Raw genomic sequence first — 24426 nt, 5'->3', positions numbered from 1 at the left:
CTACAAATCAGCGAGTAAGCGGGAGCGCGGTCGGCTCAAACCATTGCCCCACGCCCTGCGCCAACCGCGCAAACACCTGCTCCAGGCTGGGTGCATCGTGGCCGAACAGCGCATGGATCACCTCGGCGTTTTCAAACAGACCGTGCAGATAGGTACCGATGACAGCGCTGTTGCCTCCCTGCCATAGCATGCCGGGCAACAGCTCCTGAGCCGGTCGCACACTGGCCATCTGCATGTCGGCACGTAGTTGGGTCTGGCCGTGGTGGATCTCGTAGCCACGTGCCGGCACGCCACTCAGGGCATTCCATGGGGCTTGCAACGCAGGCAGTTGCAGGGTCGTGGGTTGCACAGTCTTGTCCTGCGCAAACAGGGTCGCCAGCGGCAGCAGACCCAGGCCTGCGGCATTGCCGTCCACTCCATGCAGATCGATCAGCGCCTCGCCCAACATCTGCAGACCGCCGCAAATACCCAGCACCCGCTTGCCGAGTCCGGCATGAGCGACGACGGCTGCATCCAGCCCCTGTGCACGCATCCAGGCCAGGTCGGCAGCCGTGGCCTTGCTGCCCGGCAGAATGACCCAGTCCGCCTCGGCGAGTTGCGCGGGAGAGCGAGCCCAGATCACGCGCACGCCTGGCACTTGCAACAGGGGCTGAAATTCATCGAGATTGCTGATGCGCGGATAGGCGATGATGGCAATCGTGGTGTGAACGGCCCGCCCGGCTCCCGTGCTGCCGCGATCATCGAACACGCCGTCCTCCTCGGGCAGACCATGCTGGAACTGCATGGGAATGCAAGCCACCGTGGGCACACCCGTCTTCTCTTCCAGCATCTGGGGCGCCGGTGCCAGCAGTGCTGCATCACCCCGGAACTTGTTGAGCACAAAGCCCTTGATGAGCTTTTGCTCATCCTCAGGCAGCAGTGCCCAGGTGCCGTAGAGATGGGCAAAGGCTCCGCCTCGGTCTATGTCCGAGACCAGCAGGCAGTGTGCATTGCAATGTTTGGCCACACGCATATTGACCACATCGCTGGCATGCAGATTGATTTCGGCCGGCGAGCCCGCGCCTTCGATCACCACCACATCGTTTTCGGCACGCAGCTCGTCCAGCGCCTGCGCGATCTGCGGCCAAACCTTGAGGCTGCGACCTCGCCAGGGCATGGCGCTCAGCTCCTCATTGACCTGTCCGAACAGCACGACCTGGCTGCGCGTGTCAGCCTCGGGCTTGAGCAGCAGCGGGTTCATCCGTACATCGGGAACCGCACCCGCGGCCAGCGCCTGCAGATACTGGGCCGTGCCGATCTCGCCCCAGCGGCCCTCGGGCGTGGCCACAACGCGCGCGTTGTTGCTCATGTTCTGCGCCTTGAACGGCGCAACCTTCAGGCCCTGGCTGCGGTAGTAGGCGCACAGCGCCGTGGCCACCCAGCTTTTGCCCGCGCCACTGCTGGTGCCCAGCACCATGATGCAACGTGCTGTCATGTCTTAAGTCTCGATTGGGATCGGCAGCACCACGCGCTGCAGGATTCTGACCAGCGCCTCGCCGGGATGGGTGCACATGCCCATATGCGAGGGCGAGGTCTGGATGATGCTGCTGCGCTTGGCCGTGAGCCAGTGATAGCGTGCACGCATGGGCAGCTGCGCAATCGGCCCGCCATCGATCCTGCCTTCGCAGATGGCCACGATGGAACCCAGGTGACGGTGCACGGCCTCCAGATCCACATTCGGATCCAGCGCCAGCAGACGCTGTTCGTCAAGGGCCACGGCAGCCTGCAGATGACCGGTGCGCTGGCAGGAGAGGATCACACCCGCGTTCACAAATTCCTCACGCTCCACGCGCGGCACTACCCGCACGATGGCGTAGTCGTAGACCTCATGCGCGTGCATCGATCACTCCTTGCAACCAGCGGCCACGCTCGGCAAGCCGGGCCACGAAATAATTCACATAGGCCGCGCGATGGGCCTGCACATTCCTGAGCACATCGCCCTCTTTGTCGGCTGCGGCCTGCTCCAGAAAGCAGTCGGGCACCTCGTCCACGATGCTCTTGAGCACTTCGGGCCCAAGCTTGGCGGCCAGCTGCGCATCCAGCTGCGCCAGCTGGCTGGCCTGCGGCAGCAGCACATGCTCGGCACTGGGCGCAAAAGGCTTGGCCGGATCGGCGACGACTCCGCTCCAGGCATGGTGAAAGGTCAGACTCGCGCCATGATCGATCAGCCAGGGCTGCTTCTGGTACATCAGCATATTGGTGTTGCGCGCCGTGCGGTCCACATTGCTGACCAGGGTGTCGAACCACACGAGGCGCGATGCAAAGTCGTCGTCCACCACGTCCACCGCCGGGTCAAAGTTGATGGAGCCCGGCAGATAGTCCAGCCCCACGTTCAGCCCGTCGCTGGCGCGAATCAGGTCCTGAATCTCGGGGTCGGATTCGGTGCGGGACAGGTCGCCGTTCAAGTGCAGCAGCACGATTTCGGGCACCGGCAGGCCCAGCGCACGTGCCATGCCGCCAGAGATGATCTCGGCCATCAGCGCGCGCACGCCCTGCCCAGCGCCCCGGAACTTGAGCACATAGGTGCCCAGATCGTCAGTCTCGACAATTGCCGGCATGGAGCCGCCTTCGCGCAGCGGCGTGACATAGCGCTCCACCAGCACCGAGCGCAGCTTCAAGGTTTCAGTGTCCATGAGAAATGGTAGCGCCTTGCGCCCATCAGGTCTGATCGGCAAGGTCATTGGATGCTTTTCCAGGCTTGCTCCAGCGCGGCCTGCGAGACGGGCGGCAGCACACCCAGCCGCACATGGCCGCTCAGGCCAAAGCTTGCGCAGTCGCGCAGTTTGATGCCCTGGGCACGCAGGCCGGCAAGAGGCGCGGCCAGCTCTGCCAGCGGCAGACCTGCGACAAAGTAATTGCCCTGATGACCGGGAACGACCTGCCAGCCCAGCCTCTCGCACAGCGCCAGCTGCTGCGCCTTCCAGCGGCGCAAGGTCATGAGGCTGTGGGCCAGCCACTGCTGCACCTCGTCCGTCACCCAGGCCTGCAGCATGGCCACGCCATGCGAGCCCACCACCCAGGATGCCGCCAGCGCATTCAGCGCCTGCAGCTCTGCCGCTGCGGCCTGCATGGGCGCAATCGCATAGGCAGCGCGCACACCCGTCATTCCCAGGGCCTTGTTCGGCGTCCACAGCTGCCAGACCGTGTCGAGATCGCGCTCGGGCGGCTCGCCTTCCAGCCATAGCGGACGGTAGGCGCAATCCAGCACGCGCCATTCCTTCTGCGCCGGCGGCTGCTGCCAGGCAGGCCAGATGTCTTCCATCGCCCCCAGCGGGCTTGAAGGCTCGCAGGCCCAGCTGAGCACCGGCGCCACGGCCGCTTCTGTGCGGCGGCACAGCGCCAGCCGCCACACCCGCGCAGCCTGCAGATAGTCGCCATAGTGATGCTGGGGAAACTGCACGCTTTTGGCACCGCTGCGCACAGCGTGCAACGTGAGGCGATGAATCAGCTCGCTGCTGCTGCCGCCGATCAGGATGCGCTCGACCGCCACGCCATGAAAAGCCGCCAGCTGCGCGCGCAATGCCCCGTATTGCGGATCGGGGTATTGCGCTACATGGGCGGCCTGCAACGCCTTCACGGCCATGGGACAAGGCCCGCAGGCATTGCGATTGGTCGAAAAATCATGCGCCGGAACGCCCAGCGCATCGGTACCGCCATGCATGGCTGCCGCATTCACATCAAACATTGGCAAGCAGCCTTCCTCTCCACAAAAACATCAAAATCATAGCAATCAATGCAAGCAGCACATGCAACTTAATCACTTTTGATGCCAATTTTACAGACAGCTTCAGATCAGCCGCCTGCGGTGCCCGTCCCTGCGGGTTGAGTCGATAGACGCCGGGCTTGGAAAGCTGAACCCCTATCGCCTGCGCCATGGCGCCCATGGGCCAGCCGCCATTGGGCGACGGTGTCACGGCTGCATCGCGCCTCAAACCGGTCCAGGACAGGCCGCCGGCCAGCAGCGCCAGCCACATTGCGGTGATGCGCGCCGGAATCCAGTTCAGCACATCGTCGGCGCGGGCCGCCCATTTGCCTGCCCATTGCCAGTGGCGGCGGCGCTCGCCCTGGCCTCGCCAGCCGGGGTAGCCCCACATGGCATCGGCCGTATTGGCAAAACGATAGACGGCCGCCCCGGGCAAGCCGGCCACGGCAAACCAGAACAGCGGAGCAATCACGGAGTCGCTGAGGTTCTCGGCCAGCGTCTCGATGGCGCTTTCGCGTACGGTGGCCGCGTCCAGCTGTGTCGTGTCGCGACTCACCAGCCAGCTCAGGCGCTCCCGCCCTGCGGGCAGCGATTGCTGCAGTGCGGCCTCCACGGCCTGCACCTCATCTTTGAGCATGCGCCAGGACAACAGCGGCTTGAACAACACCCCCATCACCAGACCCCAGAGCCACCAGGGCGCAAAACCCAGCATGAACTGGGCCAGGCCATAAACCATGAAAAACAGAGCTGCCAGCGCACACCAGACAATTGCTGCCAGGCAAAAACGCAGATAGTCGCGCGGCACTTCAACACGCGGTGCAAGCGCTTGCCCCGACCAGCCCAGCAATTTGCCCATCAGCACCACGGGGTGCAGCCACACCGGCGGCTCGCCCCAAAGCCGGTCCAGCAGCAAGGCAACCAGCAAGGCCAGCAAGCCGGCCTGCACATTGGCAGCCCAGTTGGACGCCGCCAGATCACTGGCGGTAAATGTCTGATAGAGCCATGCCAGCGGACTGAGAGAAAGACCGATCAGCTCAGTCCAGCCAAAACTCGTCATGTGTCTGTTTTGCTCTTCGCGGCGCACGGCCCGCTGCCCGGCTTGCCCTTGGTCGCCGCGGCCACCACACGCGAGTCGTCCCAGACATCGTCCATCAGCATGTCTTCCAGAGGCGCACGGCAGGCCCATTTTTCCTGCTGCAGCATGGGCTCGGCATAGTAGGCATCGACTGGGCCCAGGCAGAGCACGCCCAGCGGGTGGGCACCTTCAGGCATCTGCAACAGCCTTGCCAGCGCCAGCGGATCGAAAATCGAGACCCAGCCCATGCCCAGACCTTCGGCACGCACTGCCAGCCAGAGGTTCTGGATGGCACAAGCGCTGCTGGCGATATCCATCTCGGGCAGGGTGCGGCGGCCGAAGATATGGGCCTCGCGTCCCGGCGGCATGGCGACAACCAGCACCTCGGCCGCATCGAGCACACCCTGAACCTTGAGCTTCATGAAGTCTTCTTCACGTTCGCCCAGAGCATGGGCAGTGCGCACGCGCTCCTCCTCGATCAGGCCGTGGATCTGCAAGCGCAATTCGGCACTCTTGACCCGAATAAAGCGCCAGGGCTGCATGAACCCCACGCTGGGCGCGTGATGCGCGGCGCGCAACAGGCGCAGCAAGACCTCGTCGGGGACCTTACCGCCCGCAAAATGACGCATGTCGCGGCGCTCATAGATGGCGCGGTAGACGGCAGCCCGCTCGGCCTCGGTGAAAGGCGTTGCGGCAATCGTCGCGAAAGAGCTGGTCTTGGATTCGGTCATGGAACTATTGTCGCGCCACAGACATGGCAAAAGCCATCAGTCTTCGATACCTCTTTGAGCGGGAATACCCGCCTGGAAAGCATGTTTGATCAGCGTCATCTCGGTCACGGTGTCGGCGATGTCGATGATTTCCTGCGGGCAGCGGCGGCCTGTCAGGCAGACATGCACATCCTTGGGGCGTGCCTTGAGCGTGTCCAGCACCTCCTGCAGCGGCAGCCAGCCATAGATCAGCGGATAGGTGATCTCGTCGAGCACGACCAGAAACAGCTCGCCCGAGAGAATATCGGCCTTGGCCTTTTCCCAGCCGTCACGCGCCAGTTGGGCGGAGTGATCGAGGTCCTTGCTCTTCCAGCTAAAGCCGTCGCCAAGCCCTTCGATGGGCAGACCGACCTGCTCGGCCAGGCGGTGCTCGCCAAAGCGGGCCGTAGGCACCTTCATGAACTGATAGACCTTGACGGCCTTGCCCCGGCCCGTGGCGCGAAAGGCCAGACCAAAGGCGGCCGTACTCTTGCCCTTGCCATTGCCGGTGTTGACGATGATCAGGCCGCGGCGCTCGCCCTCGGGCTTTTCGTAAGGCTTCTCGGTGGGAGGATTTTCAATATTCATAGCTACTCTCGCTTGTCTATCAAGGGCTAAAGGGCAAAAAATCAAGAATTGCGACCGAGCTCAGCTCAGGCGCGGCAGGGCCAGCCACAGGCCATCGAGTTCGCGCACCTGTATGCGCCGGTCAAACACGGACTCCAGCGCGGCATGGGTGGCGGGATCGCTGCAAGCGCCCTGGTGGGTGATACGGCCGGCCTGCATGACGACCATTTCGTCAGCCAGCAAGGCGAAGGACAACTCGTGCAGCACGCTGACCAGGGTCGCGCCTTGCTGCACCAGACTGCGGGCCGTCAGCATCCAGTCGGTCTGGTGCGGCGGGTCAAGATTGGCCAGTGGCTCATCCATCAGCAGAGTCCGTGCCTGCACGGCCAGGGCCCTTGCCAGCAGCACGCGCTGACGTTCACCTCCCGATAGCTGGCCTATGCTGCGCTGGCGCCAGTCCCAGGCATGGGTCTGGCGCAGCGCCTGCTCCACGGCCTGCCGGTCGGCGTTCGAGGCCGGAGCCAGCCAACCCTGGTGGGGCAAACGCCCCAGCATGACCACGTCATACACGGCCATATCAGCCGCAACAGGCTGATTCTGGCCCAGCCAGGCCAGGGCCTTGGCACGCTCGCGGCCATTCCAGTCGCCCAGCTCACGGCCCTGCAAAAGCACCGCGCCGCTTTGCCGCTGGTTGGCGGCACGCATGCCGGCCATGGCGCGCAGCAGCGTGGATTTACCCGCGCCATTGGGGCCAACGATGGCCGTCCAGCGACCCCGGGGAATGCGCAGGCTGATCTGGCGCAGCACTTCACGCTCGCCCAGCTGTACGCTCAGAGCCTCGGTCACCAAAGCGATTCCGGTCTCGGTATTGCTGCTCATGCGCCCTCTCCAGACGGCATGGCGCCACGCTTGTGCATCAGCCAGAGCAGATAGCTGCCTCCCAGCACCGCCGTCAGCACCCCCACGGGAAGCTCCTGCGGTGCGATCAACCATCGCGCCAGCAGGTCGGCGGCCAGCAGCAGCACCGCCCCCATCAGACTGCTTAGCACCAGCAGCCAGCGGTGCAGCGCGCGCACCATGGAACGCACCAGATGGGGCGCAGCCAGGCCTACAAAAGCGATCAAACCGGTCTGCGCCACGGCGGTGCCCGTGGCAAGCGCCAGCAGCACGATCAGCAGCAGACGCAGCGGCGCCAGGGGCAGACCCAGACTATGAGCCGTGGCCTCGCCGAGTGCCAGCCCGTCGAGCACGCGGCTCAGACTCCATGACAGCACCAGCGTGGGCAGCAGCACCCACAGCATCAGCCTGCAGGCAGGCCAGCCCGCAAAGGCTGTGCTGCCCAGCATGAAGGACTGCATGGCCTGCAAAATATCGGGATTCATCAGCACCACCAGCGACGCCACGGCCCCCAGCACCACGCCCACCACCACGCCGGCCAGCAGCAGTCGCATGGTGTTCTGCACGCCCTTGGCCAGCACCAGGGTCAGCACCACGGCAAGCACGGCACCCGCAAAAGCCGCGCCCGTCACGCCCCAGCGCGCCAGCCCGGTCAGCGCAAAAGGCGAAACGCCCAGAGCTCCCATGGCCAGCGCCACGCCCAGCGATGCGCCCGAGGCACTGCCCAGCAAATAAGGATCGGCCAGGGGGTTGCGAAACACGCCCTGCGCCACCGCTCCGGCCAGCCCCAGCAGGCCTCCGGCCAGCAAGGCCGCCGCCGTGCGCGGCAGGCGAATATCCATCACGATCTGCCAGGCTAGCGGGTCTTGGCGAGCATTGAGTACGCTCTCAAAACCCGTGCTGCCAACTCCCGCGCCCAGCAGGACCAGCACAGTTGCAGCCAGCGCCAGCCAGATCAGCAGCCAGGGCGCGGCAATACCTGCCTGTATATAGGGCGCATGAGTGCTGCCTGAGGGCTTGTCGCTCATTGACTCTTGCCCTGCTTGGCGGCCAGTCCCTTCAGGCATCGGGCGATAAGCTGCGCGCCTTCGGCCATGCGGGGGCCTGGGCGCACCAAAATGTCGGATTCCTCGGGCGTAAAGGAGCAAATAGCCCCCTGCTTCACGGCTCGCATTTGCGCCCAGCCCGGATACTCGGGCATGCCATTTTTCCAGGAGCGCTCACCGGCCATCAACAGGTCTGGGTCCTGCTTGACCACATATTCGGGATTCAGGCGCGGAAACGGCCCTTGCCTGGCGTCGACCACGTTGCGCAGATGCAGCCGCGTCAGTGTCTGGCCGATAAAGGATTTTTCACCGGCGGCATACGGGCCGCGACTGGCTTCAAAGTACACGCGCTGACCGCGCATGGCTTCGGGCACGCTGGCAGCGGCCTTGTTCAGGTCGGCTTCGATAGCGGCCCAGACGCGGTCTGCGCCCTGTGTGGGAGGCAAGGCGAGCAGCTGACCTATTTTCTGCATCACGGTGCGCGCTTCCTCGTGGGTACGCGGCTCCAGCGCCACCACCTTGAGGCCCAGTGCCTCCATTCGCGCAATGGCCCGTGATGCCATGGAAACCAGCACCAGATCTGGCTTTAGCGCCACAATAGCCTCGATATTCGGATCCAGCCCGCCCCCCACCACGGGCACGGTCTTCACATGGGCGGGCCAATTGGAATAGCGATCCACCCCCACCAGACGCTCGCAACCGCCCAGCGCGCACAGGCTCTCGGTCAGCGAGGGCAGCAGGCTGACGATGCGCTGCGGCGGTTTGGCCAATTGCACCTGCGCGCCACGTGCATCGATGATCTGCACGGACTGCGCCGCCACCGACAAAGCCCCGGCCAGGCCGCAAACAAGCAGCGCAGCAGCGGCAAACTGTTTTACGGTGGCCCTCATGCCTGCGGCCCTTTCAACGCCAGAGGCAAGCCGGCGCACATCAGCGTGACGCTTTCGCAATGCGCTGCCGCCTGCTGATTGAGCAAGCCCAGCGCATCGACAAATGCGCGCACTTCGCGCCCCATGGGAATCACGCCCAGACCGATTTCGTTGCCGACCAGAATCACGGGGCCGGCAGCTTCGTCAAGCGCTTTCAGAAAGAGAGCTAGCTGTGATTGCCAGTCCGGAGCTGGAGATGGGCTGTCTTCAGAATTCCCGGTCTGCACCGGCATCAACCAGTTTGTCAGCCACAAGGTCAGGCAATCAATCACCAGCAGGCGCTGCGGGCTGCTGTGCCGGGCCAGCACCTGGGCCAGCTCGCGAGGCTCCTCTATGGTCAACATGCCTGGCACGCGCTCGGCACGGTCGCGCTGGTGGCGCGCAATGCGCTCGCTCATTTCCGCATCCCAGGCCTGGCCGGTCGCCACCAGCGCAGCCTGATTCCCGGCATCCGTCTGCAGCCACTGGCGCGCCAGCAGCTCTGCACGACGGGATTTACCGCTTTTTTGCCCGCCCAGAATCAGCTGAGTACGCGGCATGACGAAGGAGGTGGTGCTTGCAGGGCTCATGGTGGTGATGGACAAAAGGCTCAGTCTTCGATTGTTGCGCCAAAAAGCGACGCCACCGCTGCCGGGCAGGACGGAAACCAGGCATGAAAGTAACTGGCCCGCACACTGCCATATTGATAAAGTGCCTCGCCACGGTCTGCCTGTACGGCTGCGCCGGGACGGCAGCTGCGCGTGAGCACCGGCATGGCCGTCTCCAGCCTTGTGTAGTGAAAGGTATGGCCGCGCAGCAAGCCCATATCGAGCGCCAGCTGCTGCATGCCCAGACCGCCAAGCCGGCTCTGCATCACAACCTGACCTGGCAGCAGCCCCCACATGGGCTGGGTGCTGCCGTCCAGGGCAGTTACTCCATCACACAGGGCCAGCATGCCGCCGCACTCGGCCCAGACCGGCTTGCCCTGCGCCATATGCTCGGCAAGGCCGTCGCGCAACGGCCGGTTCTCATGCAAGGCCCGGGCATGCAGCTCCGGATAGCCGCCGGGCAGCCAGATCGCATCGCAGGGCGGCAGCGCATCGCCAGCCAGCGGCGAGAAAAAGCACAACTCGGCCCCCATGGCACGCAGACAGTCCAGATTGGCGGGATAAATAAAGGAAAACGCCGCATCGCGCGCGATGGCAATGCGACGCCCGCCCAGCCAGGGCTCCAGCCGAGCTTGATCGCCGGCCATGTCGGGCGCTGCAAAGTCCACGTTCCAGTCCTGCCAGCTGGGCTGACCGTCGTCCGAGCTCCAGGCCCGTTGCCCCAGGGGAGTCTGGGCCAGGGCGTCGGCCGCAGCGTCCAGGCGCTCCATGGCATCGCCGAGCTCGTGGGCTGCGATCAGGCCCAGGTGGCGCTCGGGCAGCAGCGCTGCTGACTTGGCCTTGACCGCTGCATCGCCCAGTTGCACACCGGGCATGGCACCCAGCCACAGCGACTGGTCGCGCAGGCCTTGCCTGAGCAGATCGGCATGATGAGCCGTGGCCACGCGGTTGGCCAGCATGCCGGCCCAGCGCAGACCGCCCTGGTAATGCTGCAAGCCATAGGCCAGCGCCCCGAAAGTGCCCGCCATGGCCGAGGCATCGACCACGGCCAGCACAGGCAGACCCAGCAGTTGCGCCAGATCGCCAGCGCTGAAGTTGCCGTCGAACAAGCCCATCACGCCTTCGACAAGAATCAGATCGGCCTCCTGGGCCGCCTCATTCAGACGCTGGCGCACATCCCCCTCGCCCGTCATCCACAAATCCACCGAATGCACGGGCGAACCGCTGGCCAGCTCGTGCCAATAGGGGTCCAGAAAATCCGGCCCGCACTTGAATACGCGCACCTTGCGTCCCTGGCGCGCATGCAGGCGAGCCAGGGCAGCCGTGATGGTGGTCTTGCCCTGGCCGGAGGCCGGAGCACTGATCAGCAGCGCCGGGCAGCGCGTGATCTCAGTCATTGCAAACACCTCGATTGCACTGGTCACCTCTCATCGCGGCTGCCACTGCAAGGTCAGATAACCTGCACGGCCGCGCGTGTTGTAGCCATAGGCCGTGGTGTAGTCCTTGTCCGTGAGGTTGGATACCCTGGCAGACAGCGTCCAGTCCTTGTCCAGACGGTAGCTGGCATACAAGTCCACGGTTGTGTATTGCCCCAGTAGCTTTTCTGGTGTGCTTTTAACGTCGTCATAGCGCTTGCCCACAGACTGGGCAAAAGCGCCAAAGGTCCAGCCACCCCAATCCTTGTCCGCCGACAGCCGCGTCACATGGCGCGCACGACGTGGCAGCAGCGTGCCAGTCAGGCTGTTGCGCGGGTCAAGCTGATCGTAGTCAGCACGCAGGGTCCAGCCCATGAACTGGCCGCTATACCCCAAGGTCCAACCTTTGATACGACTGCGAGGAATGTTCTCTGGCTTGGTGGTGTTCGCGATGTAGCCACGAATACGATTATCAAAGCGGACCAGCTTCACAGAGTGACCGCCCTCGCTCCAAGTCACTCCTACATCAGTGTTGCGTCCCTGCTCCGGCTTAAGGTCCGGCGAGCCATAGTCAGGCCAGTACAACTGATTGAAGGTCGGCGCGACAAAGCTGGTTCCGTGGGACGCATGCATCCGCCATTGAGAGCTCAGCTGCAATCCATATCCAACACCCCAGGTATTCTTGCTGCCGAACTGGGAGTTGTCGTCTCTGCGCAGATTCGCCTGCCAGCTATGGCCTGCTTTTTCACCGGTCAGACCCACAAAACCGGAGTTCACTGTCCGCTCGGTCACCGAGTATTTGGTGCTGCTCTTGACCTCTTGCTCAAGACGCTCCAGACCCGCCACCACCAGACCCACAGGCGTAGCGATATCGTTTTGCCATTGGTACTGGCGCTGTGTCGTTGCAAACAGACCAGGCAAGTTGTACGACTGGGCCGACGCGATGGCATTGCTTTCATCGCGCGAATGACTAATGGTGAACTTGGACTTCCAATCCGGCAAGATCCTGCCTGTGACAGATGCCGTGCTGACTTGGGAGCGCAGAGCGCTGCGTGTATCCACGCCCGGGCCGTCATCGAAATGATTGACACCCTCGGAATAGAGCACGCTGCCATCTACGCGCCAATTGGGGTTGATCTCGTAGCCCAAGGAGGCATTGAGTGAGCTTTGACGAAAAGGATCACGGTCCGGATTAAAGTTGCCGTATGGCACTTTAGGGTTAGTAGAAGAGAAGCCATGCTCCGTCGTACGCTGGGCATTCAGCGAATAGTTCCAGCCTTGCTGCGAACCACTCAGACCTGCAGCAGCCTGTGCAAAGTGATCGCTTCCAAGCGTCACGCTGGCGTAGGGGTTGAAAGGCTTATCACCCACCCCCTTTTTGGTGAAAATCTGCACCACCCCGCCCACCGCATCGCTGCCGTACAAGGATGAAGCGGGGCCCTTGATCACTTCAATGCGCTCAATGGAAGCCAGCGGAATATTGCTCCAAGAAGGACCACCGCTAGTCGCAGAACCATAACGCACACCATCCACCAGCAAAATAGTGTGGCGACTCTCCGTGCCACGTGTGAAGACACTAGTCTCCTTCCCAAGGCCACCATTGCTGCTCATCTGCAGCCCGGCCTCACGCTGGAGTAGCTCTGGCAGGCTGCTGCCAACCGCACGCTCAATCTTCTTGGTGTCAATTACGGTCACATCTGCCGCCAGCTGGTCCACAGAAGCCTCAGCACGGCTGCCAGTGACGACTGTCTCAGCCAGCTGACGTCCCCCCGCAGTTTGCGCATGGGTACTCAGACTAGAGAAAGAAGCAAAAAAAAGCACAGCCGCAACTGCTACACGGGTGCGGGAAAATGGCGCCACGCTGCGCACTGGCGAGGAAACTCTAGGCATGAGAAATCTGCAAGAAAGCGCCCAACCCAGCCAACCCGCCGACATTGAGCAAACATACCTGCACAGAATGCAGGCAACCCATGTTGGCCGGTATCCGGGCTAGGCGATTCTTCCTTTTGCCAGCCTTCCCAGCACGCAAGCGCCAGTGGCTATGAATGGAAAAGGAGGAGTGCTGCGCACTCCATTCGCCGACCGTTGCGGGGGCAGCGCAGGTTCGGTGTGCCAGTGTGTCTGGCCAGCACCTCCCTGCTTCCCGTTGAACTGAGACCACAGAAAAGCGGCCTCGAGCACCAACAGACGCCCATTGTAATGAGCGCTACGCGGCGCAGATCCTTCATTCGGAGTAACCGAGCGCGGCTCAGGTGACGATTTTTTACCTTAAATATGCGTTTGAGGTACACAGAACTTGTGCAGCACGCTACGATTTTGAGAGAAATATTGCAGTTTTAGGATTGCGGCAGTCAAGCAGCCTGTGCTCCTGCACAAACTGCTGAATTTGCCTGCACATTTATACTCACCCACGGACTGCAAGACCTACAATGGCAGAGTCTATGACCACCCAGCCCTCTCTTGATCTCATTGCCGAGCGCGTAGAGCGTCTGCTGGTGCGCCACGAGGAACTGCAGCGCACCAACACCCTGCTCACCGATCAGGTCATCGCTCTGACGCAAGAGCGCGATTTGCTGCGTCTGCGCCTGCAGGCCGCACGTGCGCGCGTCGATGCCTTGATCGAACGCCTGCCCGCCAACCAGGGAGAGTGACAGTCGTCACCCTCCATCACCAGACCCGCCACTGACGCCCATGAAGCAGATCGATGTGCAAATCATGCAGCAAAGCTATGTGCTGACCTGCCCCGATGGTCAAGAAGAACGTGTGCAGGAAGCCGTTCGCCGCGTGGACGAAGCCATGAACCGCATCCGCGACAGCGGCAAGGTCCGCTCGCGCGAGCGCGTGGCAGTGCTGGCAGCCCTCAACATGGCTTTCGACGTGCTTGACCGCGATGCCCAGCAAGCCCTTATGGCCAACGCCCAGGCAGAAATGCAGGCGCTTGCTCAGGAGCAGTTCGCCCCCGCCGAGGTCAATGAGGCCGCCCAGGCTGAGCTGCAGCGCCAGCAGGAGCTTGCCGAGCAACTGGTGCTCAAGCTCGATCAGGCACTGGATGCTGACGCCAGGCTGCTCTGATCGGGTAACCTCAGCAGCAAAGCAGTCATGACCTCCGCGCGACTGCCAATACCCGTTAGAATAAAACCGTCTGCAAATCTGCCGGTTTTTATATTTCCTTGAACCAATGCTCAACGAGCATGGGCTTGATAAATCACCTATTGAGCGTGATCGTCTCGCGTCAGATGAACCCAACGATAGGTTGCTCTTGCCCACCTGAACCCCCGGTTCAGGATGACGAACCGGTGGCATTTGCAGACACCTTTACACACACAAGCTGTTGATTTGCTTGCTTTCCAGCCACGAAGATGGCCTGAAGAATCAAACAAAGCCGAGCAATTGCAGGCAATTGAAATCAACAACTTGTGCATCTATCTGGATTGATGATTGGCCCGCGTTGCGGGCCTTTTTCTTGCCCAATAGACTGAAGCCATGCTTGCAGCTACCCTCCTCTGCCTCGTCATCGGCATCTCAGACGGTCGCACCCTGACCGTGCGCTGTGGTGAGCCTGGCGCTTATGAGCAGGTCACGGTCAGGCTGCAGGGCATCGATGCACCCGAGCGCAAGCAGCCATTCGGAGAGAGAGTCCGACAGGCATTGGCTGAGCTGATATTTCTTAAGGAGGCCGAACTGCGCTGCACCAAGACAGATCGGTTCCAGCGACAGGTCTGCTCTGTTTGGGTGGCGCCTGCGTCGGCATCCAGCGGGCCGCGCACACTCGATGCCGGCCTGGCCATGATCACCCAAGGCATGGCCCGATGGTCCCGCGCCTGTGGCCACGAACAGTCTCCCCAGGCGCGCGGACAGTATGAGTTTGCCGAGCAAGAGGCAATGGCACGCAAAGTCGCGCTGTGGCGTGATCCAGAGCCAACCGCGCCGTAGGTAGCGAGGTCCGCGAACCAGTGCTAACGGCCAGGAGCAGGCGGTCAGAAGTTCATATCAATCGGCTGTTTCAGGGGCATCATTCATCACCAATGGCTGAGGCGCAGTTGAAGCAGAACTCCTGCGCTGTAGTTGATAAACGGCTAATGCAGCACCCAAGAAGACAAGACCATAGAGCGAAAAGAGCTCGTCAGGCCTCCAACTGGCGTCAATGAGCTTGCCCGCGACCAATGGCGAGACAATCGCGCCGATACGCCCCACACCGATTGCCCACCCTAGCCCCGTGACGCGCTGTGTCGCTGTATAGATGTTTGGTGTCAAAGCATAAAGGCCAGCAACGCATCCATTGACAAACACGCCAATGGCCAAGGCGGCAGCGAATGCCATCCCCAAGTTACCAAGCAGGCTCACAAACGTGCACATCAATGCTGCGTTAATGATGAGGTAGAGCATGAGTACCCGGGACAGGCGGTACTTTGCTGCCAGGAAACCAATTAGCGAAGTACCGACAATGCCTCCCACATTGAGCAGAACGCCACCAGTGATACCTTGCTGGTTGGACAATCCCGCCGTCACCAGCAACTTCGGGGTCCAGCTCATCACAAAGTAAAAGCCGAACATAACGATAAAAAAGGCGGCCCAAATCAGCAAGGTAGACGCGGCAAGTCCAGGTGCAAGCAAGCTGGCAACACGGTTCGCTCCTGCTGTTGCCGTCGATTGATTGAAAGCGGGCATTTGCACCAGAGGCTCCAATCCTACTTTCAATCGAATGATGTTCATCTTCCCAAGCGCATTGGAGGGACGCTTAGCAATCAGGAAATCCAACGATTCAGGCAACCACAAAAACATGACTGGCAAAGTCACCAATGTCGCCACCCCGCCATACAGGAATACTGATCGCCAGCCTAGGCTAGGGATCAGTTGTGTTGCAATCAGCCCCCCAATAGTGGCCCCCAAGGCATATGCCGTGGCTTGCAAACTGATGGCCAAACCACGCCAGCGACTAGATGCATACTCGCCAGCGATCACGTAACTGCTGGCTAGAATGCCTCCGATGCCCAACCCGGTGAACAGTCGCAGCGCTCCCAGTTGAACTGCGGACTGTGTATATGCAGATGCCAACATGCCAACGCCAGCAATCGCAATACACAGCATGATGAGCGGCCGTCGACCTATCCTGTCTGCCCAAGGGGCGATAACCAGGGAACCCAGGGCCATACCCACAAGCCCTGCACTGAGTAAATAGCCCAGCTGTACGCCACTCAACGCCCATTGACTGGCAACCGAGGCAGCTGTGAAAGCCATCACCAGCACATCAAACCCATCAAGCATATTGATGAGAAAGCATAGTGCGATGACAAACCATTGGTATGCAGACATTGGCTTGTCATTCATTTTCCCCACGACTGAAGAGTTCATGGTTGTCTCCTTTTATAAGTTGCTACGTCAGGCGTAGCTTGGCCTTGGCCTGCTCATGGCTAAAGCAGTCCACCTGGGTTTTCTGAAGCGGATTTGAGTGGCGATAAGGCGCGGGCTAGATACCGGCGATTACCGTTGATGCAGGGTGTACTTGAGAGGATTGAGCCAGAACAGCTCATGCCTTTCGCATTGGGAGTTAAGCCATTAATCTTTCAATAATCCGTCGAGCGCGATTCGCTCCCACATCGACGTGGATATCGATCATGGACTTGGGTCCGAAGCGGATCATGTTCTGATATTGCGCTTCAATCACGACCTTGTCTTCGTCAAAAGTGAGCTCGGTTTGTTCCAGCACCTTGCGTTTGACCTCCTCCACGTCCTTGGCCGGATTGGTCGCCATGGTCCAGAAGTAGTGGCAAGTCGTCTCGCTCTCTGGCGTAACCCCATGAAAGCCGCGCATGTGAAAGCCACCTCTTTGTGGATCGTCCATAGCGTCGGTTCCCTGATCGACAGCACCTGTCCAGATCAGCAGATGGGATACGCGAAATTCGATCTCCTGCCAACGGTCCACATTCCCCTTGAAAGGATAAGCTGCGGAGTATGTCGGAGGCGGTACCGAGTCGGGCATATACCGCACCACTCTGACAAAGTCTCCTTCGCTTTCGACCTTCATTTCTGCATTCATATGCAGCTTGGCATTGCCCCCGATGGTGTGCAAATGCACATAACCAAGGTGACTGAGATCCAACAGGTTGTCGTGGATGAGCTGGTACGGTGCGTTGTAGTGGTAAACGTCGCCTCCATAGACATACTCTGGCGAGCTGTGAACCGAATACGAGGGTGCGTCGCACATAGGCTCGGGATTCTCTGGCTTACCAAACCAGATCCAAATGAGTCCGTCCCGCTCTTGTACGTGATAGGCCGAAACTTTGGCCTTGGTAGGAATTTTCTCCTGGCCGGGGATCTCCACGCACTTGCCCTCATGGTTGTAGAGCAGACCGTGGTAGCCGCAGCGCAATCCGCAGCTCTCCACAGTTCCAGCGGACAACGGCAAAGCACGATGGCAGCAACGATCTTCAAGTGCCGCCACTGTGCCGTCACCGATACGAAACAGCACTACAGCCTCTCCCAGTAACTTACGCCCAACCGGCTTGTCGGCCAGCTCTGATGAATGTGCTGCGACATACCACTGATTGAGAGGAAATTTGCTCCTTTGCTGCACAGCGCTCTCTCGAGCAGGATGAATCGAAATAGTGGTCATCGTAGGTCTCCTTGGAAAATCGTTGAGGGAAAGCTGAAATCAAAGATCGAGCACCAGCAGCTTGCTGCGAGCTCGTGAGCAACAAGGCGTGAAGCACTTGTTCGCAGCCTTCTCTGCGTCCGTCAGGTATTGGTCACGGTGATCTGGAACACCCTCCAGCACACGGGTCACGCAAGTTCCGCATATGCCTTGCTCGCAAGACACGGGGATATCCACGCCGGCTTGATCAAGCACTTCGAACACCGATGCACCCACCGGTATCTCGTATCGGTATCCTGTACTGGCAATCTGCACTTCAAACAGCTGGTCGCCTTCCTGCGGCGATGAGCCAGCGGCGAAGAACTCCTTGTGCACATTGCCTAATGGCCAATTACGCTCCGATGCAATGCCAAGCACACAGTCCATGAAGCCACTTGGACCACACACGTAGATATGAGTGTCTGGATCAGGCCTTTTCAGAAGTTCTGCCAAGTGGGCGCTGGTATTGCCATCCAGATACAAATGCACTGACTGCGCCAAGGAGTCCGATCTCAGCAGATCGCCAAAGGCTGCGCGGGCCTGAGATCGACAGAAGTAATGAAGCTCAAAGTCATGTTGCCGGAGGGCGAGTGCTTGCGCCATGCAGATCAGCGGCGTAATCCCGATACCTCCAGCTAGAAGCAGATGCTTTCTCGCTGCGGGTGCCAGTTCAAATAGATTTCTGGGTTCGCTGGCATGAACCCTAGAGCCAACCGTGAGCTGTTCATGCACGGAAATCGAGCCACCGCGTGACTCTTTCTCGCGCTGAACTGCGATCGTGTACTTGGCTGAAGATCGGGATTCGCTTGGATGGCACAAGGAATATTGCCGGATCAGACCATTCGGCAAATGAACATCAATGTGGGCTCCTGGTTCAAATGCGGGAAGAACCGTTCCTTGCGCAGATATGAAGTCAAGGCTGATGATGTCTTCAGCTTCCTGCACTCTTCGTTGAACAACAAGCTCTAGCATGTGGGACTCTCTATTGAAAAAGCCAACGCCTCTCCCTGACACAGAGCGTCATGGACTTTGGCTGTAATTGGGTTGCCTGTTCTAAGTTGCCGCTACCGGGTAGTTGGACTCGCGGAGCAAGGCTTAGCGTTTGATCGATTGATGGCTCATGTTCAAGATCCCGTTCACAGTTGACTAGTTGGCCTCGAAATTTTGTTGAGATATCAACCAATAAAACGCAGCTATAGTGCAAGCAAAGATGCGTCAGTGTAGAAAAATCTGTTGAGATCTCAACTAATATTTACCCTAAGTTGGCATAGATTGCATGAAGAAAAAAAAGAAACTCGACCTTGAGCGCTACGCGCCGGCGTTACTGGCCTTCATCGCGAACAAGCTGTCCTCCGGGGCATCACAGGTCTATCGAGAGAACTTCGATGTAGGCATCGTCGAGTGGCGTGTGTTGTCCATGCTGGCGGTGGAGAACCACATTCCTGCGCAGCGGATATGCCAGGTAGTCGGACTGGACAAGAGTGCAGTGAGCAAATCTGTTCAAGTTCTGCAAAACGCAGGTTATGTGCAGTCGCAAGTTGATGCGGTAGACGCGAGGCGATACACCCTCAGCCTCACCGCAGAGGGCCAACATTTGCATGATCAGATCTTCGATGTGGCAAAAGAAAGAGAGCGTCGCCTTCTGCAAACGCTGACACATGAAGAAGTGGAGTTGCTGATCGATATGCTCAACCGTCTCCACAAGCAAGTTGATCACGTCAACGCGTACAGGCCCTAGGGATACAAAGCCACGTCGCTTCGCTGCGCGGCTTAATTCAGGTGCTATAGCTGTCTGCTCTGGGCAAGCATCACCCTGTCGCTGAACGCAGAAGCGGTAGTTCGATTCGGTTCGTGCCTAGTCGCACAGCCGAGCGACTGGCTCCGAAGATAGAGCAACACGTTGCAGGTGCTGCCGACCCTCTGCAGAATTTTGGATGCTGCAAATACTGCGGGATGAGATGTAGAAGTTCAGACTTGATCTGACAGTGGACCTTGCCAATAGGTGAGGTTTCCCGTTTTGATAAGGCTACGAATCTTTATCAATCCGGGCGCGCAAGCGCCCAACGGAGAAACCTCATGAACAGTTTCAACCAAACCATCATTCGGCACAAGGTCGGCCTACTCAATCTGGCCAGTGAGCTGGGCAACATCTCCAAGGCATGCAAAGTCATGGGCGTGTCCCGTGACACCTTTTATCGCTATCAGCATGCCCACGAAGAAGGTGGCGTTGAAGCCCTGATCCAGATCTCTCGGCGAAAGCCCAATCCCAAGAACCGGGTTGATGAAGCCATTGAAGCGGTTGTCCTCGCCTATGCCCTTGAGCAGCCAGCGCATGGGCAACTGCGTGCCAGCAATGAGCTACGGCAACGAGGCATCTTTGTGTCGCCATCCGGTGTGCGTTTTATCTGGATGCGCCATCAACTGGCCAGCTTCAAACAGCGTCTGTCAAACTTGGAGGCTGAGGTCGCCAAGACGGGCGCCGTGCTCACCGAAGCCCAGGTGACGGCCTTGGAGAGGAAGCGTGAAGATGACCTGGCCTGCGGAGAAATAGAAACCGCCCATCCTGGCTATCTGGGCAGCCAAGACACCTTTTACGTAGGCACGATCAAGGGCGTCGGGCGCATCTACCAGCAGACCTTTGTGGACACCTATTCCAAATGGGCCGCTGCCAAGCTCTACACCACCAAAACACCGATCACGGGTGCCGATCTGCTCAATGACCGGGTTCTGCCCTTCCTGGCCGAGCAAGGCATGGGGTTGCTGCGAATCCTGACGGATCGAGGCACGGAGTATTGCGGCAAGGCCGAAACGCACGACTACCAGTTGTACCTAGCCGTCAATGACATTGAACACACCAAGACGAAGGTGCGTCACCCGCAGACCAATGGCATCTGCGAGCGATTCCACAAGACCATCCTGCAGGAGTTCTACCAGGTGGCGTTCAGGCGCAAGATCTACCGATCAATTGACGAGCTGCAAACGGATCTGGACGACTGGATCAATTACTACAACGGGCAGCGAACACATCAAGGCAAGATGTGCTGTGGCCGGACGCCGCTGCAAACGCTGATGGATGCAAAGGAGGTCTGGGACGAGAAGGTAAAAGCGCTGAATTAATCTGACAGCCGTACCGCCCGAAACGGGAGCAACTGTCAGATCAGATCGGAACTTCTACAGATGAGAGCATCAAGCTGACAGCTCATGAGCGTGCAACTGCGGCCCCAGGGCACGCAGGCCTCCGGCAGCATGCAATGGCAGGTGATAAATCTCGTGGAAGCAATTGACGTACTTCGGTAAGCGGCCATTCCAACTCTTAATCCTGTGACCTGCTTCTGCCCGATTGCGACTGTCGCCGTTCAACACAAAACAGCCGTTCCGACGTGAAATCGCCAGCAAGCGTATGACATGATTCAGCGCCACCCTCGTCGCAGGCATCCCCTAGCTCGCGCGCTGCTTCTCGCAGGCTGTGCGCTTTCTTATCTGCCCCTGTCCACCAACATCCCTCCGCCATGGCCACCGCCGTTCCCCTTCAGCTCCGCCCTTTCATGACCGTGGATGTCTTCACGGCCGTTCCCTACTGCGGCAACCCCGTGACTGTGGTGCTTGATGGACGCGGCCTTGACGATGCACAGATGCAAAACTTTGCGCGCTGGACCAACTTGTCCGAGACCACCTTTGTCCTGCCCCCGACGGACGCGGGCCGCGCCCAGGGGGCCGACTATAGGGTGCGCATCTTCACCCCGGCCGCCGAGATGCCGTTTGCCGGCTACCCGACGCTGGGCACCTGCCACGCTTGGCTCGCCCAGGGCGGAGTCCCCAACCATTCCGAGCGCATCGTGCAAGAGTGCGCCAAGGGCCTGATCCCCATCCAGCGCTCGATCCACGGCCTGGCGTTCGCCACTCCGGCCCACCAGGCCCTGCCCCTGCCTGACCATTTGCACCTGATCTACGAGGCTCTGGGTATAGACGCAGCCCAGGTACAGGATGCCACCTACCTGGACAATGGAGCACAGTGGCTGTGCCTGCTGCTGGACAATACCGACAGCGTTCTCGGCCTGGAGCCCGACTTGGCACGCATCAAGGCCCTGGGCCACAAGGTGGGGGTGGCTGCTCTGTATCAGACCGCCAATGCGATGCCACTGATTGGCGGCGCCTGCCAGGAGATACAGACACAGCTGGAGGTGCGCGCCTTTTCCAGCACCGGAGTGGAAGACCCGGTCACCGGCAGCCTGAATGGCAGCCTGGCTCAGTGGCTAATCGCCCAGGAACATGTGCAGGCGCCCTACATGGCAAGCCAAGGGACCCGCGTGGGCCGCAATGGCCGAGTGTCCGTGCAGCAGGATGCACAACAACAACTGTGGATTGGAGGCCACACAGTCACCTGCATGCAAGGCACAGTCCAACTGTAAGAGCAGCAAACACTAGCAACGGCTGGTGCCGAACTTTTTACAGAGATATCCATGTAACTTCACCAACTATGCCTGCCTGGCTGCAGTTCACTTCAGAAAGCTTTCCACCAGTCGCGCAAAATAGCTGGCACCGACAGGAATCAGCGCATCGTTGAAGTCATACGAAGGGTTGTGCACTTGGCAAGGTCCAGGTCCATGGCCGGGCAAACGGTGCTCGCCCTCTCCATTGCCCAGCAATACGTAGCAACCGGGACGCTGTTGAAGCATGAAGGCAAAGTCCTCGGAGTTGGTAAGCCGGGGCGCATTGTCATCGACCTGTTCAATTCCAACGACCTCCCGCATGACGGATACCGCAAATGCAGTTTGTTCCGGGTCATTGACCAGCGCCGGATAGTTACGTTCAAAGTGCAACCGCGCTTCACAGCCATAAGCGATGGCCGAACCTTGCACGATATGCTTCATGCGCTGCTCGATCATGTCCAATGTACTGGCGCTTTGCGTGCGCACGGTGCCACCCAGCCAGGCGCCGTCCGGGATCACGTTGACGGCATCACCGCCGTGAATCTGGGTAACGGATAGCACCGCTGCGTCGTCAGGTGTGCGGTTGCGCGAAATGATGGTCTGCAAACCGATAAGGATCTGGCCTGCACACATCAGCGGATCCACACCAGTGTCAGGCTGTGAGGCATGGGCTCCCTTGCCTTGGACATCAATGCGAAAGCGATTGCTGGAGCTCATGAAAGGACCAGCTCGCACGCCAAAGCTGCCTACAGCCCGTCCTGGTGCATTGTGCAGCCCGAAGACGGCATCACAGTCAAAGCGCTCAAAGAGGCCATCTTCAATCATGGCGCGGGCACCGGCCTGCCCACCTTCTTCAGCGGGCTGGAATATACAGTGCAGCGTGCCGTCAAACTTGCCGCTTTGGGCTAGATGCCAGGCAGCCGCCAACAATGTTGCCGTGTGCCCGTCATGGCCACAGGCATGCATACGGCCTGCATGCTGCGAACGATGTTCGAAGGTATTGAGTTCCTGCATGGGCAGAGCATCCATGTCTGCACGCAGGCCTATGCTGCGCCCTCCCGATCCGCGCCTGAGTGTGCCGACTACCCCCGTGCCGCCCACGCCGCGCGTGACTTCATAGCCCCAGTGCAACAAGTAGTCGGCTACCAGCGCGCTCGTGCGCTCCTCTTGAAAGCCCAGCTCAGGATGGGCATGCAGGTCACGACGGATCTGACGGAATTCAGGGTTGTCGGCAATGGCTTGAATAATTGGCATGGTGCGCTCTTATTGCAGTTTCACGCTCAAGCTACGGGCCTTGGCCTGGTCACGCGCGATTTGATCGGCAAACTGGCTCTGCTCCGCCGCTGTCGCCACTTGCATGCCCATGGCCGTCAGTTGCTCGGGAACGCCTTTTGATGCAAGAGCAGCTTCCAACGCCGTCTTCAGACGAGCGAGACGATCTGGTGCTACGCCCTTGGGAGCCAAGAGCCCCATCCAGCCATTCATCTCCAGGCCTTTGACGACCTTGCCTTCGTTGAGCGTGGGAATATTCTTGATCATGGGTTGTCGCTGCAGACTCGCCACACCCAGAACCTTGATGCGCCCGGCTTCTATATGCGGCAGAGCCGTAGCGGGCACCATTACGGCCAAGTCGATCTGGCCACCCAGCAAGTCCGTCAGCAGGGGGCCTGCGCCTTTGTACGGCGCATGCAACATCCGCACATTGGCACGTTGCTGCAGATCCTCCATCACCAGATGCTGCATGGTGCCCATGCCGGGACTGCCATAGCTGATCGAATCTGGCTTGGCTCGCAATGCAGAGATCACGCCATCCAGGTCATTCGCAGGTAAATCCTTGCGGGCGACCAGCAGCGGCGAGTTCGAGCTGATAGGACCGACAGGTGCGAAGTCTTTGGTGCCATAGCGCACGTTTTTGTTGAGCATGGGCACCAGCACCACATCGTTGATGGAGCCAACCAGCAGCGTGTACCCATCCTTGGCGGCATTGGCTACCTTGGCTGCGCCCAGAGCTCCGCCAGCGCCACCCAGGTTTTCAATGACCACAGGCTGGCCCAGTTCAGCCGACAGCCTGGGCTGCACCACACGGATGGCAGCATCAATGGAGCCGCCCGAGGCGAACGGAACAACCAAGGTAATGGGCTTCTCTGGAAAGCTTTCCGCCATGGCAGAGGCAGCCAATGCCCATAAGGCGCAGGCGGTGGCCGTAGTGCGAATCAGGCTACGGGCCAATGAGTGAGGCGCAGAGGTCATGACATGTCTCCTTTTATTGATGGCGAAACTCGATAGCGGGTAGGGAGAAGTCTGGGGCAGAACATCCATCTTTTAAGTGCTAAATTGCATTGAGCTATGCAATCCATG

At 60.1% G+C, this 24426-nt stretch carries 24 protein-coding genes and 1 riboswitch; of the genes, 6 read left to right on the top strand and 18 right to left on the bottom strand.

All coding sequences use genetic code 11. From position 1 onward, the window contains the following. Positions 1 to 7: 7 nt before the first annotated feature. The 13 genes from EIC84_RS01955 to EIC84_RS01895 form a co-directional block, all read right to left on the bottom strand. Positions 8 to 1474, bottom strand: coding sequence for a cobyric acid synthase (locus EIC84_RS01955; protein ID WP_003063028.1), 1467 nt, complete (start codon positions 1472 to 1474; stop codon positions 8 to 10). A gap of 3 nt (positions 1475 to 1477) precedes the next feature. Continuing rightward, the gene (locus EIC84_RS01950; protein ID WP_003063030.1) at positions 1478 to 1879 is read right to left on the bottom strand and encodes a DUF3037 domain-containing protein; all 402 of its coding nucleotides are present in this window, start codon (positions 1877 to 1879) and stop codon (positions 1478 to 1480) included. Then, positions 1866 to 2651 (bottom strand): HipA family kinase, encoded by a 786-nt coding sequence (locus EIC84_RS01945; protein WP_034361611.1) that lies wholly within the window; start codon positions 2649 to 2651, stop codon positions 1866 to 1868. The genes EIC84_RS01950 and EIC84_RS01945 overlap by 14 nt, the downstream gene beginning before the upstream one ends. Positions 2652 to 2716: 65 nt before the next feature. Further along, entirely contained in the window at positions 2717 to 3724 is a 1008-nt protein-coding gene (locus EIC84_RS01940; RefSeq protein WP_003063034.1) for an aminotransferase class I/II-fold pyridoxal phosphate-dependent enzyme, read from the bottom strand. Continuing rightward, positions 3717 to 4799 (bottom strand): adenosylcobinamide-phosphate synthase CbiB, encoded by a 1083-nt coding sequence (cbiB, locus tag EIC84_RS01935; RefSeq protein ID WP_003063036.1) that lies wholly within the window; start codon positions 4797 to 4799, stop codon positions 3717 to 3719. The genes EIC84_RS01940 and cbiB overlap by 8 nt, the downstream gene beginning before the upstream one ends. Further along, the gene (gene bluB, locus EIC84_RS01930; RefSeq protein WP_003063039.1) at positions 4796 to 5548 is read right to left on the bottom strand and encodes a 5,6-dimethylbenzimidazole synthase; all 753 of its coding nucleotides are present in this window, start codon (positions 5546 to 5548) and stop codon (positions 4796 to 4798) included. Before bluB ends, cbiB begins: the two co-directional genes overlap by 4 nt. A 36-nt stretch (positions 5549 to 5584) precedes the next feature. Further along, complete coding sequence (gene cobO, locus EIC84_RS01925; RefSeq protein ID WP_003063040.1) at positions 5585 to 6154, bottom strand: cob(I)yrinic acid a,c-diamide adenosyltransferase; 570 nt, start codon at positions 6152 to 6154, stop codon at positions 5585 to 5587. A gap of 60 nt (positions 6155 to 6214) precedes the next feature. After that, entirely contained in the window at positions 6215 to 7012 is a 798-nt protein-coding gene (locus tag EIC84_RS01920) for an ABC transporter ATP-binding protein (protein ID WP_003063042.1), read from the bottom strand. Further along, positions 7009 to 8058, bottom strand: a complete 1050-nt coding sequence (locus EIC84_RS01915; protein ID WP_003063044.1) for an iron ABC transporter permease — start codon at positions 8056 to 8058, stop codon at positions 7009 to 7011. The genes EIC84_RS01920 and EIC84_RS01915 overlap by 4 nt, the downstream gene beginning before the upstream one ends. After that, positions 8055 to 8966, bottom strand: coding sequence for an ABC transporter substrate-binding protein (locus EIC84_RS01910; RefSeq protein WP_003063046.1), 912 nt, complete (start codon positions 8964 to 8966; stop codon positions 8055 to 8057). The genes EIC84_RS01915 and EIC84_RS01910 overlap by 4 nt, the downstream gene beginning before the upstream one ends. Then, positions 8963 to 9544 (bottom strand): bifunctional adenosylcobinamide kinase/adenosylcobinamide-phosphate guanylyltransferase, encoded by a 582-nt coding sequence (locus EIC84_RS01905; RefSeq protein WP_034361613.1) that lies wholly within the window; start codon positions 9542 to 9544, stop codon positions 8963 to 8965. The genes EIC84_RS01910 and EIC84_RS01905 overlap by 4 nt, the downstream gene beginning before the upstream one ends. Positions 9545 to 9594: 50 nt before the next feature. After that, positions 9595 to 10989 carry a cobyrinate a,c-diamide synthase gene (locus EIC84_RS01900; RefSeq protein ID WP_034361615.1) on the bottom strand — a complete coding sequence of 465 codons (1395 nt, stop codon included), beginning with the start codon at positions 10987 to 10989 and terminating at the stop codon, positions 9595 to 9597. Positions 10990 to 11019: 30 nt separating this feature from the next. Then, the gene (locus EIC84_RS01895) at positions 11020 to 12723 is read right to left on the bottom strand and encodes a TonB-dependent receptor domain-containing protein (RefSeq protein WP_003063050.1); all 1704 of its coding nucleotides are present in this window, start codon (positions 12721 to 12723) and stop codon (positions 11020 to 11022) included. Between the two features lie 241 nt (positions 12724 to 12964). Then, positions 12965 to 13207, bottom strand: a riboswitch (cobalamin riboswitch). A 241-nt stretch (positions 13208 to 13448) separates the two neighbouring features. Between EIC84_RS01895 and EIC84_RS01890 the strand changes: the two genes are divergently transcribed. The 3 genes from EIC84_RS01890 (at position 13449) to EIC84_RS01880 (ending at position 14940) form a co-directional block, all read left to right on the top strand. Then, positions 13449 to 13658 (top strand): hypothetical protein, encoded by a 210-nt coding sequence (locus tag EIC84_RS01890; protein WP_003063053.1) that lies wholly within the window; start codon positions 13449 to 13451, stop codon positions 13656 to 13658. A 40-nt stretch (positions 13659 to 13698) separates the two neighbouring features. Next, the gene (locus tag EIC84_RS01885; protein ID WP_003063055.1) at positions 13699 to 14079 is read left to right on the top strand and encodes a cell division protein ZapA; all 381 of its coding nucleotides are present in this window, start codon (positions 13699 to 13701) and stop codon (positions 14077 to 14079) included. Between the two features lie 411 nt (positions 14080 to 14490). Further along, entirely contained in the window at positions 14491 to 14940 is a 450-nt protein-coding gene (locus EIC84_RS01880) for a thermonuclease family protein (RefSeq protein WP_003063057.1), read from the top strand. A 57-nt stretch (positions 14941 to 14997) separates the two neighbouring features. Here the strand turns inward: EIC84_RS01880 and EIC84_RS01875 are convergent, their stop codons facing one another. The 3 genes from EIC84_RS01875 to EIC84_RS01865 all read right to left on the bottom strand — a co-directional run bounded on the left by EIC84_RS01875 (position 14998) and on the right by EIC84_RS01865 (position 18610). Further along, positions 14998 to 16359 carry an MFS transporter gene (locus tag EIC84_RS01875; RefSeq protein ID WP_003063059.1) on the bottom strand — a complete coding sequence of 454 codons (1362 nt, stop codon included), beginning with the start codon at positions 16357 to 16359 and terminating at the stop codon, positions 14998 to 15000. Positions 16360 to 16555: 196 nt separating this feature from the next. Continuing rightward, positions 16556 to 17620: an aromatic ring-hydroxylating dioxygenase subunit alpha gene (locus tag EIC84_RS01870; RefSeq protein WP_003063062.1), complete on the bottom strand. Its 1065-nt coding sequence runs from the start codon at positions 17618 to 17620 to the stop codon at positions 16556 to 16558. A 39-nt stretch (positions 17621 to 17659) separates the two neighbouring features. Continuing rightward, positions 17660 to 18610: a PDR/VanB family oxidoreductase gene (locus tag EIC84_RS01865; RefSeq protein WP_003063064.1), complete on the bottom strand. Its 951-nt coding sequence runs from the start codon at positions 18608 to 18610 to the stop codon at positions 17660 to 17662. Positions 18611 to 18914: 304 nt separating this feature from the next. Between EIC84_RS01865 and EIC84_RS01860 the strand changes: the two genes are divergently transcribed. From EIC84_RS01860 to EIC84_RS01850, 3 genes are all read left to right on the top strand, one after another. Then, positions 18915 to 19376: a MarR family winged helix-turn-helix transcriptional regulator gene (locus EIC84_RS01860; protein ID WP_003063067.1), complete on the top strand. Its 462-nt coding sequence runs from the start codon at positions 18915 to 18917 to the stop codon at positions 19374 to 19376. A 338-nt stretch (positions 19377 to 19714) separates the two neighbouring features. After that, entirely contained in the window at positions 19715 to 20755 is a 1041-nt protein-coding gene (locus EIC84_RS01855; protein ID WP_003063069.1) for an IS481 family transposase, read from the top strand. 392 nt (positions 20756 to 21147) lie between these two features. Continuing rightward, positions 21148 to 22047 (top strand): PhzF family phenazine biosynthesis protein, encoded by a 900-nt coding sequence (locus EIC84_RS01850; RefSeq protein ID WP_003063074.1) that lies wholly within the window; start codon positions 21148 to 21150, stop codon positions 22045 to 22047. A gap of 87 nt (positions 22048 to 22134) precedes the next feature. Here EIC84_RS01850 and EIC84_RS01845 read toward each other — a convergent pair whose 3' ends face one another. Further along, a complete protein-coding gene (locus EIC84_RS01845) occupies positions 22135 to 23322 on the bottom strand; it encodes a M20 aminoacylase family protein (RefSeq protein ID WP_003063076.1) in 1188 nt (395 codons plus the stop codon). A gap of 9 nt (positions 23323 to 23331) precedes the next feature. Beyond that, complete coding sequence (locus tag EIC84_RS01840) at positions 23332 to 24318, bottom strand: tripartite tricarboxylate transporter substrate binding protein (RefSeq protein WP_003063079.1); 987 nt, start codon at positions 24316 to 24318, stop codon at positions 23332 to 23334. Positions 24319 to 24426 lie beyond the last annotated feature (108 nt).

It is taken from the genome of Comamonas sp. A23, from assembly GCF_004522605.1.
In the GTDB taxonomy this organism is placed as follows: domain Bacteria; phylum Pseudomonadota; class Gammaproteobacteria; order Burkholderiales; family Burkholderiaceae_C; genus Comamonas; species Comamonas thiooxydans.
Note: the sequence above shows the minus strand (reverse complement) of the source record. Positions and strands in the feature narration are given on the sequence as shown.